Annotated in this window: 16 protein-coding genes and 1 pseudogene; 12 read left to right on the top strand and 5 right to left on the bottom strand. The window is 51.5% G+C overall.

Translation table 11 applies throughout. The annotated features are described in order from the left end of the window. Positions 1-32 precede the first annotated feature (32 nt). From WCT94_RS14160 to WCT94_RS14200, 9 genes and pseudogenes are all read left to right on the top strand, one after another. Positions 33-809, top strand: coding sequence for an MBL fold metallo-hydrolase (locus tag WCT94_RS14160; RefSeq protein ID WP_336870064.1), 777 nt, complete (start codon positions 33-35; stop codon positions 807-809). A 45-nt stretch (positions 810-854) separates the two neighbouring features. Further along, positions 855-1,817, top strand: a complete 963-nt coding sequence (locus WCT94_RS14165; RefSeq protein ID WP_336870066.1) for a GlxA family transcriptional regulator — start codon at positions 855-857, stop codon at positions 1,815-1,817. A gap of 208 nt (positions 1,818-2,025) precedes the next feature. After that, a complete protein-coding gene (locus WCT94_RS14170; protein ID WP_336870067.1) occupies positions 2,026-2,850 on the top strand; it encodes a mannosyl-3-phosphoglycerate phosphatase-related protein in 825 nt (274 codons plus the stop codon). A gap of 22 nt (positions 2,851-2,872) precedes the next feature. After that, a pseudogene (locus WCT94_RS14175) lies at positions 2,873-3,364 on the top strand (glycosyl transferase); the annotation flags it as partial. Between the two features lie 299 nt (positions 3,365-3,663). Next, positions 3,664-4,848: a pyridoxal phosphate-dependent aminotransferase gene (locus tag WCT94_RS14180; protein ID WP_336870069.1), complete on the top strand. Its 1,185-nt coding sequence runs from the start codon at positions 3,664-3,666 to the stop codon at positions 4,846-4,848. Positions 4,849-5,056: 208 nt separating this feature from the next. Next, the gene (gene ydfG / locus WCT94_RS14185; protein WP_336870070.1) at positions 5,057-5,806 is read left to right on the top strand and encodes a bifunctional NADP-dependent 3-hydroxy acid dehydrogenase/3-hydroxypropionate dehydrogenase YdfG; all 750 of its coding nucleotides are present in this window, start codon (positions 5,057-5,059) and stop codon (positions 5,804-5,806) included. A 272-nt stretch (positions 5,807-6,078) separates the two neighbouring features. Next, complete coding sequence (locus tag WCT94_RS14190; RefSeq protein WP_015840283.1) at positions 6,079-6,429, top strand: DUF1283 family protein; 351 nt, start codon at positions 6,079-6,081, stop codon at positions 6,427-6,429. 497 nt (positions 6,430-6,926) lie between these two features. Then, complete coding sequence (locus WCT94_RS14195) at positions 6,927-7,544, top strand: hypothetical protein (protein ID WP_336870071.1); 618 nt, start codon at positions 6,927-6,929, stop codon at positions 7,542-7,544. A gap of 104 nt (positions 7,545-7,648) precedes the next feature. Then, positions 7,649-7,948 (top strand): DUF1161 domain-containing protein, encoded by a 300-nt coding sequence (locus WCT94_RS14200; protein ID WP_336870072.1) that lies wholly within the window; start codon positions 7,649-7,651, stop codon positions 7,946-7,948. Between the two features lie 63 nt (positions 7,949-8,011). Here WCT94_RS14200 and WCT94_RS14205 read toward each other — a convergent pair whose 3' ends face one another. The 4 genes from WCT94_RS14205 to WCT94_RS14220 all read right to left on the bottom strand — a co-directional run bounded on the left by WCT94_RS14205 (position 8,012) and on the right by WCT94_RS14220 (position 12,696). Then, positions 8,012-9,499, bottom strand: coding sequence for an MDR family MFS transporter (locus tag WCT94_RS14205; RefSeq protein WP_336870073.1), 1,488 nt, complete (start codon positions 9,497-9,499; stop codon positions 8,012-8,014). A gap of 102 nt (positions 9,500-9,601) precedes the next feature. Then, positions 9,602-10,267, bottom strand: a complete 666-nt coding sequence (gene bioD, locus WCT94_RS14210; RefSeq protein WP_336870074.1) for a dethiobiotin synthase — start codon at positions 10,265-10,267, stop codon at positions 9,602-9,604. A 133-nt stretch (positions 10,268-10,400) separates the two neighbouring features. Continuing rightward, the gene (gene mlc / locus WCT94_RS14215) at positions 10,401-11,618 is read right to left on the bottom strand and encodes a sugar metabolism global transcriptional regulator Mlc (protein ID WP_336870075.1); all 1,218 of its coding nucleotides are present in this window, start codon (positions 11,616-11,618) and stop codon (positions 10,401-10,403) included. Positions 11,619-11,799: 181 nt separating this feature from the next. Next, positions 11,800-12,696: a LysR family transcriptional regulator gene (locus WCT94_RS14220; RefSeq protein ID WP_336870076.1), complete on the bottom strand. Its 897-nt coding sequence runs from the start codon at positions 12,694-12,696 to the stop codon at positions 11,800-11,802. A gap of 114 nt (positions 12,697-12,810) precedes the next feature. Between WCT94_RS14220 and WCT94_RS14225 the strand changes: the two genes are divergently transcribed. Both WCT94_RS14225 and tus read left to right on the top strand, forming a co-directional pair. Next, positions 12,811-14,079 carry an MFS transporter gene (locus WCT94_RS14225; RefSeq protein WP_336870077.1) on the top strand — a complete coding sequence of 423 codons (1,269 nt, stop codon included), beginning with the start codon at positions 12,811-12,813 and terminating at the stop codon, positions 14,077-14,079. 168 nt (positions 14,080-14,247) lie between these two features. Continuing rightward, on the top strand, positions 14,248-15,183 hold the full coding sequence (gene tus / locus WCT94_RS14230; protein ID WP_336870078.1) for a DNA replication terminus site-binding protein: 936 nt from the start codon (positions 14,248-14,250) through the stop codon (positions 15,181-15,183). A gap of 58 nt (positions 15,184-15,241) precedes the next feature. On the opposite strand, the gene fumC is transcribed toward tus, so the two are convergent. Then, positions 15,242-16,639 carry a class II fumarate hydratase gene (fumC, locus tag WCT94_RS14235; protein WP_336870079.1) on the bottom strand — a complete coding sequence of 466 codons (1,398 nt, stop codon included), beginning with the start codon at positions 16,637-16,639 and terminating at the stop codon, positions 15,242-15,244. 242 nt (positions 16,640-16,881) lie between these two features. Here fumC and manA point away from each other — a divergent pair, with 242 nt between their 5' ends. Then, on the top strand, positions 16,882-18,054 hold the full coding sequence (manA, locus tag WCT94_RS14240; protein WP_336870081.1) for a mannose-6-phosphate isomerase: 1,173 nt from the start codon (positions 16,882-16,884) through the stop codon (positions 18,052-18,054). Positions 18,055-18,088 lie beyond the last annotated feature (34 nt).

The following is an 18,088-nucleotide window of genomic DNA, read 5'->3' on the forward strand; positions in this document are numbered from 1 at the left end:
ACCGCCAGTAAACCTGATATGGGAGCAATAAGATGAAAATAACGCAGATTCGCAATGCGACATTACTGCTGGAATTTGGTGGAAAAACGTTACTGATTGACCCGATGTTGGCGCCAAAGGCAACCTATCCCGGCTTTGCGGGAACGGCAAACGCGCATTTGCGTAATCCACTGGTCGATCTTCCTCTGCCTATGGCGACGATTCTGGATGTGGATGCGGTGATCGTAACGCATACGCACCCTGACCATTGGGATGATGCGGCTATTGAGGCTATCCCGAAAACGATGCCGATATTCAGCCAAAATACGCAGGATGCCGACCTCATTCGGCGCGCAGGGTTTACCTCCGTGCATGTTCTGGGCGAGCAGACGGAATATGACGACATAACGCTGATCAAAACGTCTGGCCAGCACGGTTCTGATGAAACCTACGCTAATCCACAGATGGCAGAACGATTGGGTGACGTCTGCGGGATTGTCTTGCGACATGCCCATGAGAAATCGTTTTATCTGGCTGGCGATACTGTCTGGAATCAGCATGTTATTGATGCACTAACGCATTACACGCCCGATGTGGTGGCGCTGAATATCGGCAATGCGGTCATTCCCGGTTTCGGCTCTATTATCATGGGAAAAGAGGATGTACGACGCGTACATCAGCTCGTGCCCAACGCGGCAATAGTCGCGACGCACATGGAAGCGGTGAACCATTGCCTTTTAAGCCGTGCCGAACTGCGTGACTATCTGCACGAAGAAAAGCTTCAGTCTATCGCGTATGTGCCAAACGATGGTGAAAGTGTGCAATTTTGAACCGGGTAATAACCAGAACCTATTGATGATTTAATGAGGGCGATTATGGCTGTGCTAACCGTTGCGGTGGTTGTCTCCGAGAATTTTAGCCCGTTTCATTTATCTATACCGAGCATGGTTTTCAGCGACATGCTCTATGAAAAAAAACAGTTTGAGATCTTTTTCTGTGCGGAAAAACCGGGCCTGGTTGCCTCTGAACACGGCTTTTCCATCAACGTTGATCGCGGGTTTTCCGCGTTAGAAAACGCCGATTTGATCGTGGTTCCCTACTGGAGTCATCCAGAGACGCGACCTTCTGCACCGCTTCTGGATGCATTACGTGCAGCCGCAACCCGAAAAGCACAGATCGCCGGATTATGCCTGGGGACTTATGTGCTGGCTTACGCCGGATTGTTAGATGGTCGCCGTGCTTCGACACACTGGGCGTTTGAGCAGGATTTCATCGCCCGTTTTCGTCATGTGCGGCTGGATACCAACGCGCTCTATGTCGAAGATGAGCATCTGATTACCTCTGCGGGCACGGTAGCAGCAATTGATTGCTGTCTTTATCTGGTGCGTCAGCACTGCGGCAGCGCTATTGCTAACCGTGCCGCCCGTCGTCTGGTGATTCCACCTTACCGGGAAGGTGGCCAAGCCCAGTTTATCGAACATCCGATACCGGAAAATACGAGGGATAGCAAAATCAATCAGCTACTGGATTATCTGCGCAGCCATCTCCGTTCGCCCCACTCTTTAGATGCATTGGCAAGCCGCGTGCAGATGAGTCGCAGGACATTTACCCGGCACTTCTTCCGAGCCACGGGGATGACCGTCAGCGACTGGCTAATGGCGGAGCGGCTTCACCATAGTCAGGCATTGCTGGAATCGACTTCCCACTCCATCGAAGCGATTGCGGATAGCGTAGGGTTTCAGTCAGCGGTAACCTTTCGTCAGCAATTCAAACAGCGTTTTAGCGTGAGTCCGACCGACTGGCGGAAAACGTTTCAGGATAAAAGCAGCGCCCGCTAGTCTTCATCGCGAACAGGAAAGTAGCGAGATCATTATGCTATTGGTGAAGAGACGGATCGCCGCCTATGATTAAAATGTGATTATGATCTCATTCATCAATACCACGAGCACAACACCCCACTGACAAACACACGCCCTTTCTGACTAACGTTAATCGCCCATCGTGACACTTTGTTTATGTTTATCCACGATAAAACATGGAGAACCCATGCAAACGCGTAACACGAAGCTGATTATTTTCAGCGATCTCGACGGATCGTTGCTCGATCATGAGACTTATCGGTGGGATGCCGCGCAACCGTGGCTGAAGTGGCTGGCGAGCGAGGCAATTCCACTGATTATCACCACCAGTAAAACGGCGGCCGAAGTTGACCCCTTACGGCAGGCGCTCGGGTTGGAACATTATCCCTATATTGCGGAAAACGGCGCCATTGCCGTACTCCCTCCGACATGGCAAATGCATCCCGATTACCCACGCAAGAGGAGCCGCGTGGAATATTCCGTCATCCGTACTCAGCTGGTGCAGTTGCGCACGTCCGGTTTTCGCTTCAAAGGCTTTGGCGATATGAGCAGCGCGGAGATAGCAGAAGTGACAGGGTTAAACGAGCAAGATGCCCAACGAGCACAACAGCGTGAAGGATCTGAACCGCTGGTGTGGCTGGATGAGCCCACTGCGCTATCGCGTTTCAGCCAGTTACTGGCAGAGGCCGGTCTGGCTCTGACACAAGGGGGGCGCTTCTATCACGTCATGGGCGCCCAAACGAGTAAGGGATTTATGAGTAACTGGATAAAAACACAGTACATCGAGAAATATGATACCGACGTCAAAACGCTTGGTCTGGGAGATGGCCCGAACGATATATCGCTGTTATGCGCAATGGACTACGCCATATTAATTAAAGGTAAAGAAAATCAAATTGTTAGCCTGCCTGAATCGTACCGCGGCAAGCTATATTGCACACGTGATTCAGGGCCTCAGGGCTGGCGTGAAGGATTGACGCATTTTATCGGCAACGGTCATTTCTCGGCATAAAACAGCCACAAGATGGTATGGGGATTGGGGACTGGAAATTGGCGTGCTGTCAGAAATTCATCGCGGCACCGCTACCCGGCGTATTTGTCAGGTAGATATCGCAGATCGCTACGACCATAAACATCAGCCGATGTCTGAAGACGATCCGAATTCGGGGTTGCAGCGCATGGCGGCGGATATCACCAAAGCGCTGTATCGCAAACTGGCGATCCTCGGCGTGAATATCACCACAGACACTTTCCGCGTCCTGCGGGCGACCTACTATCGCACTGCCCTTGATATGATCGATGCTTTCGAACATGACGCTCGCATGAACGGCCTGAGTTTTGATCGCCATAAAGAGGAATCCGCGGTGGAACTCTTCTCTGATGTGATCACTTTTTCTGGTCATGCCTATAGCGATAGCCTAGGCGATAAACCCTTTGTACCGAGTTGGAACCGCGTGCAGTCTGCTTTTCCCGATATCCTTGAACGGCTGTACGCTGCGGTAGAAGCCGACAATCAGGAAACATAACGCCTTCCTCGCGACCTCATAGGGCAAACGCATCATGATGCATCATTTCATGCGTCATGATGGATCCCTCACATAAGTAACTCCTATCTTTTGCATTAATCACTCAATGAATAAATCAATTTTTTTTATCTTTACTGGGTGTCAAGAAAAGGTGAAATCTCCCGCCATGCGGGCAATTGTGTCGTAAGAAAATATTATTTCTCCTATCTGACAAGGAATTAGCGATTAATCGATAAGAAAAACTGGCGCGTTTTATGCTTTAACTCTCCTGCCATTATGCAACTAAGGAGAGTGTTTAGATGAATTTTTTAATCAATGAAAGCGACGTGTTAAACCCAAAACGCAGAGCATTATTAAAACTTTCTGGCGCCCTGCTGGGGACGGCAGCAGTAACAACCGGATTAAGTTCTCGCGCTTTTGCCGAGACACAGCCTGAGAGCGCAGCATTTACCACGCCGTCGGCCAATAACCCGATCCGCATTAATTTCAATGAAAATCCACTGGGTATGTCACCTAAAGCGCAAGCCGCCGCACGCGATGCCGTCGTGAAAGCCAACCGCTATGCAAAGAATGAAATTTTAATGCTTGGCAATAAACTGGCCGCACACCATCAGGTTGAGGCACCCTCCATCCTGCTGACGGCCGGTTCGTCTGAAGGCATCCGGGCGGCGATTGAAGCCTACGCGTCGCTGGATGCACAACTGGTTATTCCTGAATTAACCTACGGCGACGGCGAGCACTTCGCCAAAATTGCCGGAATCAAGGTGACGAAAGTCAAGATGCTCGATAACTGGGCCTTCGATATTGAAGGGCTAAAATCCGCGGTTGCCGGTTATAGCGGCCCTTCCATCGTTTATCTGGTCAATCCCAATAACCCCACGGGCTCGATTACGCCAGCGGATTTAATTGAACCATGGATTGCCAGCAAACCTGCCAATACGATGTTTATCGTCGATGAAGCCTACGCCGAGTTCGTCAACGATCCGCGTTTTCGTTCTATTTCGCCGATGATTACCCAGGGCGCGGAGAACATTATTTTGCTCAAAACGTTCTCTAAAATACATGCCATGGCCGGTATGCGCGTTGGCTATGCTGTTGCACATCCTAAAGTCATCGCATTAATGGGCCGGTATGTTGCAGGCGAGAAAATTAACTTTAGCGGCGTGGATGCGGCATTGGCGTCTCTGGACGACTCGGCGTTCATTACCTACAGCAAAAAGAGTAATGATGTGTCGCGTCAAATCCTGCTGAAGGCGCTGGATGACCTGAAGCTGCCGTACTTACCGTCAGAAGGAAACTTTGTTTTCCACCAGTTGGTCGTGCCGCTCAAGGATTACCAAAAGCATATGGCAGATGCAGGCGTACTGATTGGTCGCGCGTTCCCTCCTGCGGATAACTGGTGCCGTATCTCATTAGGGACACCGCAGGAAATGCAATGGGTAGCCGATACCATGCGCGAATTCCGTAACAAGAATTGGATTTAATTCTCCGTTATACCGCTCTTGTCGCACCGAAAGGGTAAGACATCCACCCCTCTTTCTGAGGGGTGATTATTCCTGAACCGTACCATTGAAACCCGAGTAACGCTTGACCCGCGGGGAATTGCGCGGCTAAATGATCTCATGCCTTTCATTATTTATATTGATATCAGGCACAAGCAGAATATGAAAACGGTCAGGGAGAAATAAGAGCATGATTATTTTTGTTACCGGTGCAACGGCTGGGTTTGGTGAGTCAATTACGCGTAAATTTATTAGCGCAGGCCATAAAGTGATCGCAACGGGTCGCCGCCAGGAACGTCTGGATGCGCTGAAAGCAGAGCTGGGCGATGTGCTGTATACGTTAAAACTGGACGTACGCGATCGTCAGGCGATTGAACACGCCGTTGCCACCCTGCCGGCCGAATGGCGGACCATTGATGTGCTGGTAAACAACGCCGGATTGGCGCTGGGTCTGGAACCTGCACATAAAGCGTCGGTAGACGATTGGGAAAATATGATCGATACCAACAACAAAGGGTTGGTCTTCATGACGCGTGCGCTGCTGCCAGCCATGGTGGAACGTAATATCGGCCACGTCATTAACATCGGCTCTACCGCAGGCAACTGGCCATACGCAGGCGGTAACGTCTACGGCGCCAGCAAGGCGTTCGTGCAGCAGTTTAGCCTGGGATTACGTGCTGATCTGTCTGGCACCCGAATTCGCGTCACAAATATCGAACCGGGTCTGGTCGGTGGAACTGAGTTCTCTGCCGTACGCTTCAAAGGCAATGATGAAAAAGTCAGTAAAACCTATGACAATACAACGCCGCTGACGGCCGAAGATGTGTCTGAAGCCGTTTTCTGGGTGGCCACCCTGCCAGCGCACGTCAACATCAACACGCTGGAAATGATGCCGGTCAGCCAGTCTTTTGCTGGGTTAAGCGTACACCGCGAAGGTTAATCATTACTGAAACACAAGAATTAAGGGCATGAACAGGGTTTCATGCCTTTTTCGATAGCGCCACACGCCAGGCGTTTGCCAGATACCGCGTGGTTATAGTGCCGTTGACGCGAAGGATGTATACTTCTCGTTATAGGCAACCTTTCGTTTTGCACGACGCGCGAAGGTTACAGGGAACGCCGATCGCCTTTTGTTGTCTATCGCTTGCCGTGCGCTTTATCGTTCTGCGGCATCGGCGTTTGTTTTTATCATTTGTTCTGTCAAGGTGAAACATGAACCACTACTCTTTTTCTTCTTTGATTCGGGCCTTCATCCCGCTTTCTCTGGTTATCGTTTCCGCTGCCTGGCAGCCTGCCGCACTGGCAGATACGCGCCATATCATTGTCGACTCCGGCGACAGCACCTTGTCGAAAGAAGCGGCGCGTCAAAGCAAAGAGCAATGGGACTCAACCCGCTCACTGCGTAATAAAGTGAATAACCGCGTAGAGAAAGAATTCGATAAAACGGAAAAAGCCATTGATGGGCGTGAAAAATGCAACGCCAGTTACAACGTCAATGCTTACTGGGAAAACACCACCGATCGCTGCCTCGATCGTCGTACTGGTCGCCCGGTTACCCCTTGATTCTTCACCCACGCCTTCTGGCGTGGGTTTTCCCCTTTTCCCTTCGTATTACGGCACGCTCGCCCGATCATCAAAAGATGACATTCCCTTTCAATTCAACGATCATCGTTCTATAACGTTGCAATATAGGGTTTATACCCTAAATAATTCGAGTTTCAGGACAAAACGTTAGCGTTTTGAACAGCGCTTGCGCTGGCCCCGAAAGGGTGAAGCCATAAGGCTGAATAACGCGGCAAGAGAAGGACAAATTCGTCGGGAACGAATTTGACCAGCCAACGGTTGGCCTCCGGTGAGAGACAGGATGTCTCTCATTTCATCCCGATGAGCTTACACAGGTAAGTGATTCGGGTGACTGACAAATCTGCCAGAGGCAGATTTGAACGCTGCTTGCAGCGACCCCAACGGGGCGAGGTACACGCCAGTGTGCCGAGTAGCGCGGCCAACGCACATGCAACTTGAAGTATGACGGGTATATCCAGAAGATGGAGTGCATCAGGATGAATATGAATTTAGCACGATTATTTTCACGCGCTTTTCACCTCAAACTGTGGGGCATGCTCATCATGTGCCTACTGGTCAGCTCGTGCGCAAGCTCGTACCCGGAGACGGACAACATCACGGCTATCACCAATAACAACGGAACGATTGTTGCTGAGTCCGATACCTACGTTTATAAATTCTCCGACGCCAGAGCACAAAAAGAGTATCAGGACTATTACGCGTTTTATCGTGATTACAAAGACATTATCCTTGGCGTGAGGGTCGATTTTTCTCTCCGTAATGGTCAGGTCTACGCGAGGTATAAAAACGTGATTGATACTCGCCGATTGACCAAAGAGCAGAAAGTCGATTTACGCGAACTCTTCGCGGCGAACATTCCCACGACAATGGGAAAAGGTGAAGTCACCTTTAGCGCAAACGGCACATTCAGTAAGAAAGAAGGCTCACTGGTCAGCCCGACCCAAAATGGGCGTCTGCCGCAGCCTATTCCCGTGGTCATCAACAGCAGCGATAACTCCGGCAAAGACGTGCTGCTTGCCCCTCTCATGATTCCGGCCGTTGTCCTTTTCCCACTGTTTATGATGTATGGCTGCGCCACTGGGCCTTGCGTTTAACCTTCTTCAGGCCATCATTGATGGCCTGATTCCACTGCTTTTTCGCGTTATCTTCATCGTTTGATATACTCAAAGAGACTTTTTTCAGAGAAAAGGATCAAAAGATGAAAAAAACCGTCATTTTTGGTGCCGCGTTATTCCTGATTGCTCCGTTGGCTGCACAGGCATCTTGCGAAAGTGTGAAAGCGGATATTGCCCAGAAAATCATCGCCAATGGCGTGCCAGAATCCGGTTTTACGCTGGATATCGTCCCGAACGATCAGGTGAATCAAACCGGTGGTCTGGTGGTTGGTCACTGCGAAAATGATTCGCACAAGATCGTTTATACCCGTCATGCCGAGGGCGACATCAATACGGGAAATGCATCTGCACCCGCAGAAGGCCAGCCGACCACAACACCGTAATCTCTTCCTCTGGATGTTCAACGTAAAGGTTCAAAAGGCGCTTTCGCGCCTTTTCTTTTGTCGTTATTTCTGTCTGGTTTCAGCCTGCCCTGGCCGTTGGCTTGCAGGGATCATTCTGGCGGAAAGCAGCGTGATCGCAGCGATGAGTGCGGAAACGATAAATACGCCGTGAATTGACGAGGCGACTTGCGACGCCAGCGTATCGAGCTGATTGACGCTCAGCAGGATGCGCTTGGCCGGGTCCATGAGCGTCTGGAGTGGATCGCTCACGTCCGGTAATCGCCAGTGCAGATTGATGTTAAGCGTGGCGCCAAGGATTGCCGTGCCCATCGCGGAACCCAGCATGCGGGTAAACATAGCGGAAGCCGTCGCAATGCCGCGGATGGAGTAGTCCACCGAGTTTTGTATCGACACCAGAAACGTGGTGCTGCTCAACCCCATTCCCGAACCGATCAGAAATGCCGCTAGCCGCGCCCACATGAGATTGCTGTCTGGTTGAACGGTTAACAGTGTCAGACTGCCGATAATCAGCACAACGCCGCCGAGCATTGCCGTAAAGCGGTAAGACGTCCACAGCATTAGGCGTCCGCTCAGCGTACTGGCCAGCGGCCAGCCAATCGACATCATCGCCAATATACTGCCTGCTTCCAGCGGCGTTTTACCCATCACACCCTGAATAAACGTCGGCAAAAAGGCGCTCACGCCCATCATGGCTGCCCCGACGACTAATCCTCCGAGATTACCGGCGATAATGACCCGATTGCGCCAGAGCACTAGCGGGAACAGTGGTTCTGCCGTGCGCTTTTCCTGCCGGACCAGCAAAATGCAGCCCACCGCAGAGATCCCAAGCAGCGGGATTACCCAGTAGCCAAACACCTCAGCCTGTAGCAGCACCATCAGCAGGCTAGCAACGGACACAACCAGATAGAACGCGCCCATCCAGTCCAGCTGATGTTGGCGCACGGTATTGATCGTCGGCAGGTAGCGAGCCAGCAGGAAGATGGAAAATAGCCCAATTGGCACATTGACCCAGAAAACCAGTGCCCAGTTGAAGTGTTGGACGATAAACGCGCCCAGCAGCGGGCCGATAATCGCGGAAACGCCCCACACGCTGGACAGATAACCCTGAATTTTCGGGCGCTCGGTCGAGCTGTATACATCGGCAACAATGGTGAATGCAATCGGGGTTATTGCACCTGCGCCCAGCCCTTGCAAGGTACGGAAGACAATCAACCAGCCCATCTGTGTCGAAAATCCGCACAGAACCGACCCCAGCAGGAATACGATCATGCCGAAGAAGAAAACTTTTTTGCGGCCATAGAGATCGGCCAGACGGCCATAAATCGGAATACTGATCGACTGTGTCAGTAAATAACCCGCAAAGACCCACCCTAACAGGGAAAACCCGCCTAAATCCGCGATGATGGTGGGCAGCGCCGTGGCGACAATCGTCACCTCAATCGCCGCCGTAAACATGGCCAGCATACAGGCAATCAAAATCCAATGGCGATGTGGGACAGGCGTTTGTTTCTGGTTATTCTCTGTTTTCATTATATTTTCAGGATAAGAAAAAAAGCTGTCAGTGAGTATAACAGGTGGCGTGGCGGAGAAAATGTATTCCCGCAGAGAAGCGGGAATAGAAGACGGCAGAAATTAATTGCTGACGGCAGAAAGATCGATATAAGACGAGAGATCCCGCTGTTCGGCACGCGGTAAGTAAGGCAGCTCGCCCAGTTGCGGTGCCGGAATCTTTTTCCGCAGGACGTGAATGATCTCGGCGTAATTCGCCAGGCCGGGGTTAATACGGTTAGCGACCCAGCCAACCAGCGGCAAACCATCGTTGATGATTGCCTGCGCCGTCAGCAACGCATGGCTGATACAGCCCAGTTTGATGCCGACAACCAGCACAACGGGCAGTTGTTCCTGTACGACCCATTCGGAATACGGACGCAGATCGTTCATGACCGTCCGCCATCCGCCCGAGCCTTCGACCACCACGATATCCGCTGCCTCGCTCATGTGGCGCAGCCCCTGCGTCATCGTGCAGTAATCAATCGTTCCTTCACTGGCGCTGATTTCATCCTCTCGCAGAGCGATGGGGTTAACCATGTTATAGGGCAATTCCAGTGTGGAAGCCGCCTGTAGCAGCAGCGCATCTTTATTGCGCAGGCCCGCTTCCGTCTCTTCGCACCCTTTCGCTATCGGTTTGTAGCCCGCAACCGATTTGCCTGCCAGCGCCAGTTTTTGCAGTAGCGCCTTGGATACCACTGTTTTGCCAACGGCGGTATCAGTACCAGTGACAAAAATACGTTTCAACATGGGATAACTCCAGACCACCTGAATACCAAAAAACAAGCACAGCTAAAATGCTTTCCAAGCGTGAAAGTCTAGGCTATGCCTCATTCGGGCGGTTTGCGTTAGCGCAATGTTTTGTTGCTCTACGCTTTTATGGTTATCCCTGTAGCAATTTAACCAGCAGCGATCCGTTATAGAGTGCGTCTTTTACCAGTGCCGCACCGGGCATCGTCCCCTGATTGTAGAACTGGGTCGCTTCCACCTGGATGTTGTGGCTATAGGGCGGGAATGACTGCTGTTGAATGCAGCCTAAAATGGCGGGGTGCAAAATGCTGGCTGCTTTATTCAGGGGGGAACCCACCAGAATTTTATCGGGATTGAAGAGATTCACCATGATGGCAACAATTCGGCCGACGTTATTACCCACATCGTTAATGATATCTTTGGCTAACTGATCGCCCTTGATCGCCGCATCACACAAGCTCTCTACGCTAAGTGGTGAACCATGTAAAAGTGAACTCATGGACGTATTCATGCGCTGCTGCGCTAACTCCAGCATATTTTCCGTGCTGGCGACCGTTTCCAGACAGCCGTGATTGCCGCAATAGCAACGTTTACCATAGGGATCGACCTGCGTGTGCCCGATTTCAACCAGATTCCGGCTTCTCGCATGCAGGATGCGTCCGCCAGTAATCACGCCCGCGCCGACGTTATGGTCGATTACCACCTGAATGACATTTTGACAATCGCGCGCCGCACCGTATAACGCTTCGGCCATCGTCCAGGCACAAATATCGTGCTGCAAATACACGGGTAGCCCCGTACGCTGTTCCAGCGCCGGGCCAATCGCCATTTCCTCAACGTCATAGAACGGCATGCGGTGAATAACGCCCTTGTTGGCGTCAATCATGCCCGGCGCGGTAATCGCGATTGCGGTTAATCGCTCCAGCCGTTTCTGGTGACGAATAAAAAACTGGTCGATTTCATTCAGAATACGATCGAGCAGCGGTTGCGGCGCTTCTGCGGGAAGCGGGATATCTTCTTCTACAACCAGCTTGCTGCTGAGATCGCGCAACGCCAATGAAATACTATTGTGGCTGATGCGGGCGGAAAGATAGTGCCAGGCTTCGGTATCCAGAATCAGACCGATGGCAGGACGTCCCCTGCTACCCACATCCTGGTATTCGGTTTCCTGCACCAGATGGGCTTCCAGCAGTTCGCGGACGATTTTGGTAATACTGGCGGGCGCGAGCTGAGCGCGTTTGGACAGTTCGATACGTGATATCGGGCCGTACTTATCGATCAGCCGATACACCGCGCCGGCATTCATTTGTTTGATTTGATCGATGTGTCCTGGTTGACCGTCGGATATCACAAACCTGGCTCCTACTCATTCGCATTATATCTGGCACTGCTGTTGAAAAATTTATCTTTATTATTGCGGTATGACTATTTTTCACGCTGCAAAATAAAAAAACTGCGGGTATGGTGGGGCTTTTCACTAAACTCGTCAAATATTTGATTCGTTATGTGATTTAGCGCGCATATTTTAACGATTATCCGCCCAACATCAGCGACATTAGCATTTTCGCCGCCGCGCTTTGCGGATGATGCCGCGCGGTAACCAGCCAGACTTCCGTTGTGGCGTCCTCTTCTTCCAGCAGCAAATATTTCACGCCATCGACCCGAATACGCAAAAACGATGCTGGCAAAATAGACACTCCCAATCCCGCCGACACCAGCCCGACAATGGTCATCGCCTCACCCACTTCTTGCGTAATGTAGGGGCTGATGCCATAGCGTTTCAGCAGCGTCAGCGTGTCGTCATACAGTGCGGTTCCCACCGCACGAGAGAAGAAAACGAACGGTTCATTCGCCAACTGTGTGATATTGATTGCCCGCCCAGCGGCCTGCTGAGCTAAGGGATGGGATTCCTGCACGACAGCAATCAGCGGTTCACGTAATAGCAACTGATGATCCAGTGCGTCCGGCAGCGGGTTATTGCGCATAATGCCGATATCGAGTTTACCGTTCAGCAGCGGTTCAATTTGCTGTTTGGTGTTGAGCTCCATCATCTGAATATGCACTTCCGGGTACGTTTGACGAAAACGCAGCAGGCTACTGGAGATCTTTTTGATAAACGGCGCGGACGACGTAAAGCCAATCGTTAATTCCCCAATTTCGCCGCGTTGAATGCGGGATGCCCGCTCTGCCGCCTGATCAACCTGGCTGATAATCGACCAGGCTTCTTTCAGGAACATCTCGCCCGCCGGGGTAAGCTGGACATTACGGTTATTGCGCGCCAGCAGTTTCGCTCCCACCTGCTCCTCCAGAATTTGAATCTGCTGGCTCAGCGGCGGCTGTGAAATGCGTAATCTTTCTGCGGCTCGACCAAAATGCAGTTCTTCAGCGACCGCAATAAAATAGCGAAGGTGACGTAGTTCGATATTCATACGTTAAACGTATCAATCATGATTATTAATATATTATACAAAATAATATCACTCTTCTATGATCGTAATACTGTTGTTTTACGCCTGATTTACCTTTTCCGGTAAGGAATTATTGTGAGTAACCTGCCATCTTCTGCACCGAACGACTGGTCCCTTTCTGCGGCCGACGATGCGGATGATATTGCCCTGAGGTCGTCGGGTAAAACCCCCTATATTGCCCGTGGTACACCACAATTTATGCGCGTCACGCTGGCACTGTTTTCTGCCGGATTAGCGACGTTTGCGCTGCTGTATTGTGTTCAGCCCTTGCTGCCGGTGCTGTCTCAGGATTTCGGTATCTCGCCGGCTACCAGTAGTTTGTCGCTTTCCGTATCAACCGTGATGCTGGCGTTTGGGCTACTGTTCACCGGCCCGCTCTCCGACACCATCGGTCGTAAGAATGTCATGGTCGTCTCTTTAATGCTGGCCGCGCTCTGTACCGTGATTTGCGCATTTATGACCAGTTGGAACGGTATATTGATCATGCGGGCGATGATTGGCCTGTCGCTAAGCGGCGTCGCGGCGGTCGCCATGAGCTACCTGAGTGAAGAAATTCATCCCAGCGTGCTGGCGTTCTCGATGGGGTTATATATCAGCGGCAATTCGATTGGCGGAATGAGCGGACGTCTGGTGAGCGGCGTCTTGACGGACTATTTCCCGTGGCGAGTTGCCATTGGCACGATCGGCATACTGGCACTCATTGCGGCGATAACCTTCTGGCGTATTCTGCCCGAATCCCGCCATTTTCGCCCCGGCTCGTTACGGCCGAAAACGCTGTTGCTGAATAGCAAACTGCACTGGCGTGATGCGGGTTTGCCGCTGCTGTTCCTTCAGGGTTTTTTACTGATGGGGGCGTTCGTTACCCTGTTTAATTACATTGGGTATCGGCTGTTAGCCCCACCGTATTTACTCAGTCAGGCGGTAGTGGGCTTACTTTCCGTGGTTTATCTCACCGGAAGTTACAGCTCGCCAAAAGCCGGAGCATTAACGGCTCGCTACGGACGCGGTCCCGTACTCAGCATTTCTATCCTCCTGATGCTGACAGGACTGGGGATAACGGCGCTGACACCGGTTTTCGCTATCTTTGGTGGTATGATGCTCTTTACCGCAGGCTTCTTCGCGGCGCACTCGGTAGCCAGCAGTTGGATTGGCCAACGGGCGCGGCGCGCGAAAGGCCAGGCGTCATCCATGTATCTCTTTTCTTATTATCTGGGCTCAAGCCTGGCTGGCACACTTGGGGGATTCTTCTGGCATTCATTTGGCTGGACGGGTATCACCGTATTTCTAAGTGCACTCTTACTGCTCGCGCTGGGAGTCAGCCTGATACTCAAAAAACGGCTTTAAACACCTTTCTTACCGGAGTTTACTCGAATCAAGGTAAACTCCGAGCCGCTTCGTTCACTTCCCGTATTATTCCCCCTAGCCCTGCTGAAAATGATGATATCCACGGTTGCCGATGCATGTGTTTATTAGTATAAACATAAGTATGTTGTAACTAAAATGAATTGGGTTATGAATCGCTACACGCTAATCGATCGTATGAACCGCTGTTTCCAGACGTTAGAGAAGAAACTGGCTCTGATGCAACTACAGTTTGCCGAGTATCGGCTGCTGGCCGGTCGCGTCTATTCCCTTCCCCCGGTGGAAAAAGGAACGGAGCATGATCCTATCGAGCATATCGCCGTAACACAGTACGTCGGGCAAGACGCGCGTGATAAAGGATTGACCCATTTTCAGCGTCTGTTCATTCACCACTATCCAGAAACGCTCAGCAGTAAAAGTGCGATTCGCTTACCAGGCGCACTCTGTTTTAGCGTAAACACCGCACAATATCAGCAGGCACAATCGCTTATCGCGGAAATTAATACGTTAAAAAAAGAACTGGAGCAGATTATCACCGTCGAATCTGGGCTGGAGCCGGAACAGCGCTTTGAATTCGTCCACACACATTTGAAAGGATTGATCACGCTGAGCGCTTACCGATCGTTCACGCTGATAACAAACCCGGCGTCAGTCCGCTTTGGCTGGGCGAATAAACACGTCATCAAAAATATGACGCGTGGGGAACTGCTGGAACAGCTGACCAAAAGTCGAAATGCCGCAAAACACGCGGCACCGTATACCAAAGCGCAGTGGATTGAGCATATCGAGCAGGAAATTGATGCAGTTTTGCCGCTGCCGGAAGACGCGATCTTGAAAATCAAACGCCCGGTTAAAGTACAACCCATCGCACGCGTGTGGTATCCCGAACAGCAGAAACAGGTTCAGCATCCCTGTCCGTCCCCTCTGCTTGTGCTTTGCCAGCAGGAGTCAGGCGGTGACGTACCCATTATCGGCGAGCTCAATCCTTATGACGCCAACAACATCAAACATAAGCACAAACCGAAAGCGGCCGAACTTCGCCTGCTCATCCCGCGCTTACACCTGTATACCGATGCGCCGGAATGAAAAAGAAAAAGCCTGCTGATCCACACCAGCAGGCTACGGTGATCACGTGCGAACTACATTACTTTTTCAGGCTACCGACCATCTCTTCCGGCCGAACCCACTCATCAAACTGCGCTTCGGTGAGGTAGTTCAATTTGAGCGCGGCGGCCTTCAGCGTCAGTCCTTCTTTATGCGCTTTTTTGGCAATTTCTGCCGCTTTGTCATAGCCAATGTGCGTATTCAGCGCCGTTACCAGCATCAGCGATTCATTCAGCAACTGATTGATGCGATCGCGATTTGGTTCGATACCTACCGCACAGTGCTCATCGAAGCTCTTCATACCATCAGCCAGCAGGCGAATCGATTGCAGGAAGTTATGAATCACCATCGGGCGGTACACGTTCAGCTCAAAATTACCGGACGCCCCGCCGATATTCACCGCAACGTCATTGCCCATCACCTGACAACACAGCATCGTCAGCGCTTCACACTGGGTTGGATTGACCTTACCCGGCATGATGGAGCTGCCTGGTTCGTTTTCAGGAATACTCAGTTCGCCGATACCACAGCGCGGGCCAGAGGCCAGCCAGCGCACATCGTTGGCGATCTTCATTAACGATGCAGCCAGCCCCTTCAAGGCACCGTGCCCGTGAACCAACGCATCACAGGTCGCCAGCGCTTCGAATTTATTCGGCGAGGTCACAAACGGCTGACCGGTCAGTTTCGCCAGTTCTGCTGCTACGCGCACCGCGTATTCGGGATGCGTGTTTAGCCCTGTTCCGACCGCAGTACCGCCCAGCGCCAGCTCACAAATGTGCGGCACGCTGTTTTCGATATGCTTCAGATTATGCTGCAACATCGCGGCCCAGCCGGAGATTTCCTGCCCCAGCGTCAGTGGCGTGGCATCCTGTAAATGCGTACGACCGATCTTGACAATATCCTTAAACTGTTCAGCCTTCGAGACCAGCGTGGCATGTAGCGCCTTCAATTCAGGAACCAGGTGTTCGTTGATCGCGACCACGGCCGCGACATGCATCGCCGTAGGGAAGACGTCGTTGGAACTTTGGCTTTTGTTGACATCATCATTGGGATGAACCAGCCGATTGTTACCCCGCTCTCCCCCCAGCAGTTCACTGGCGCGGTTAGCCAACACCTCGTTCATATTCATATTGCTTTGCGTGCCCGACCCCGTTTGCCAGATCGCTAACGGGAATTCCCCAGCATGCTGGCCTGCTAACACTTCGTCCGCCGCCTGAATAATCGCATTTCCCCGATCGGCGGGCAGAAGGGTGAGATCCATGTTGACGCGGGCCGCCGCGCGCTTGGTTTGCGCCAGTGCATAAATCAGCGCACGTGGCATTTTCTCTTCAGAAATCCGGAAGTGTTCCAGCGACCGCTGCGTTTGTGCGCCCCATAAACGTTCAGCAGGAACGTCAATCGGTCCCATTGAGTCTTTTTCACTACGCGTCGTGCTCATTACCTTTCCTCCTTAAAAAACACATTCAACTAGTAGAAGACATTGAATCACATCGCCGGGCCTATTCTGATAACACCCACTGGCCTGATAACACACTTATTGTGTCTACTAACACTGTCTGGCATCGCGCTACATAAAACATTACCATGAAGCGAAGAAGATGCAGTGTATTCATAATCACTCAAGTAATTAACAGTCAGCATCACAGAAATTAACAATTAATGTAATAGCAGGAAGCCGACATGCAAAAAATGCTCAACTGTGTCCAGCACTACGCCTGGGGCAGCAAACACGCCTTAACTGAGCTATATGGCATTGATAATTCTAATAATTTACCGATGGCAGAACTGTGGATGGGTGCCCATCCTAAAAGCAGTTCGGCGGTTATTGATGAAAAAGGCAACACCCGTAACCTGCGGGACATTATTTCCGAAGACGCAACGACGCATCTTGGCGCAACGATTGCGCAACGTTTTGGCGAACTCCCCTTTTTATTTAAGGTATTGTGCGCGGAACAGCCGCTTTCCATTCAGGTTCACCCCAGTAAAATATCGGCAGAACAAGGCTTTGCGAAAGAGAATGCAGCAGGCATCCCGCTAGATGCGGCCGAAAGAAACTACAAAGATGCCAATCACAAACCGGAACTGGTCTATGCATTAACCCCTTTTCAGGCCATGAACGGGTTCCGAGAATTGTCTGAAATTGTGTGCCTGCTGGAGCCGGTTGCAGGCGCACATCCGTCAATCGCGGCGTTTTTACAGCAGCCCGACGCGAAGAACCTCGCGATGCTTTTCACCAATCTGCTAAGCATGGAAGGTGAGCAAAAGTCACGTGCGATCGGTGTACTGAAGGCCGCGTTAAACAGTCAAAATGACGAACCTTGGGCGACCATCCGCGCGATTACACAATACTATTCCGATGACAGCGGATTGTTCTCCCCGCTGCTGCTGAACGTCATTACGCTTCAGCCTGGCGAAGCCATGTTCCTGTTTGCTCAAACGCCGCATGCCTATCTGAAAGGTGTGGCACTAGAAGTCATGGCGAACTCGGATAACGTGCTGCGCGCCGGGCTCACACCGAAATACATTGATATTCCAGAGCTGCTGGATAATGTCGTGTTTGAGGCCAAACCTGCAAACCAGTTGCTGACGACCCCACTCCGACAGGGTAATGAACTCAGCTTCCCGATCCCTGTTGATGATTTTGCTTTTTCGCTGCACGAACTGGCCCAGAGCCCGCAAACGCTCAGTCAGGACAGTGCCGCCATTGTATTTTGTGTTGACGGCCACGCCGTCCTGCAAAAAAATGAGCAGCGGCTCTCGCTACATCCGGGAGAATCCTGCTTTATTTCCGCCAGTGAGTCACCGATAACGGTTGAGGGACAGGGGCGTCTCGCTCGCGTATTTAACCGATAACTTGTTCTATACGCGGCGGTTACCTATGGGTAAG

Origin of the sequence: Pectobacterium sp. 1950-15, from assembly GCF_037136835.1 — a bacterium.
GTDB lineage: Bacteria > Pseudomonadota > Gammaproteobacteria > Enterobacterales > Enterobacteriaceae > Pectobacterium.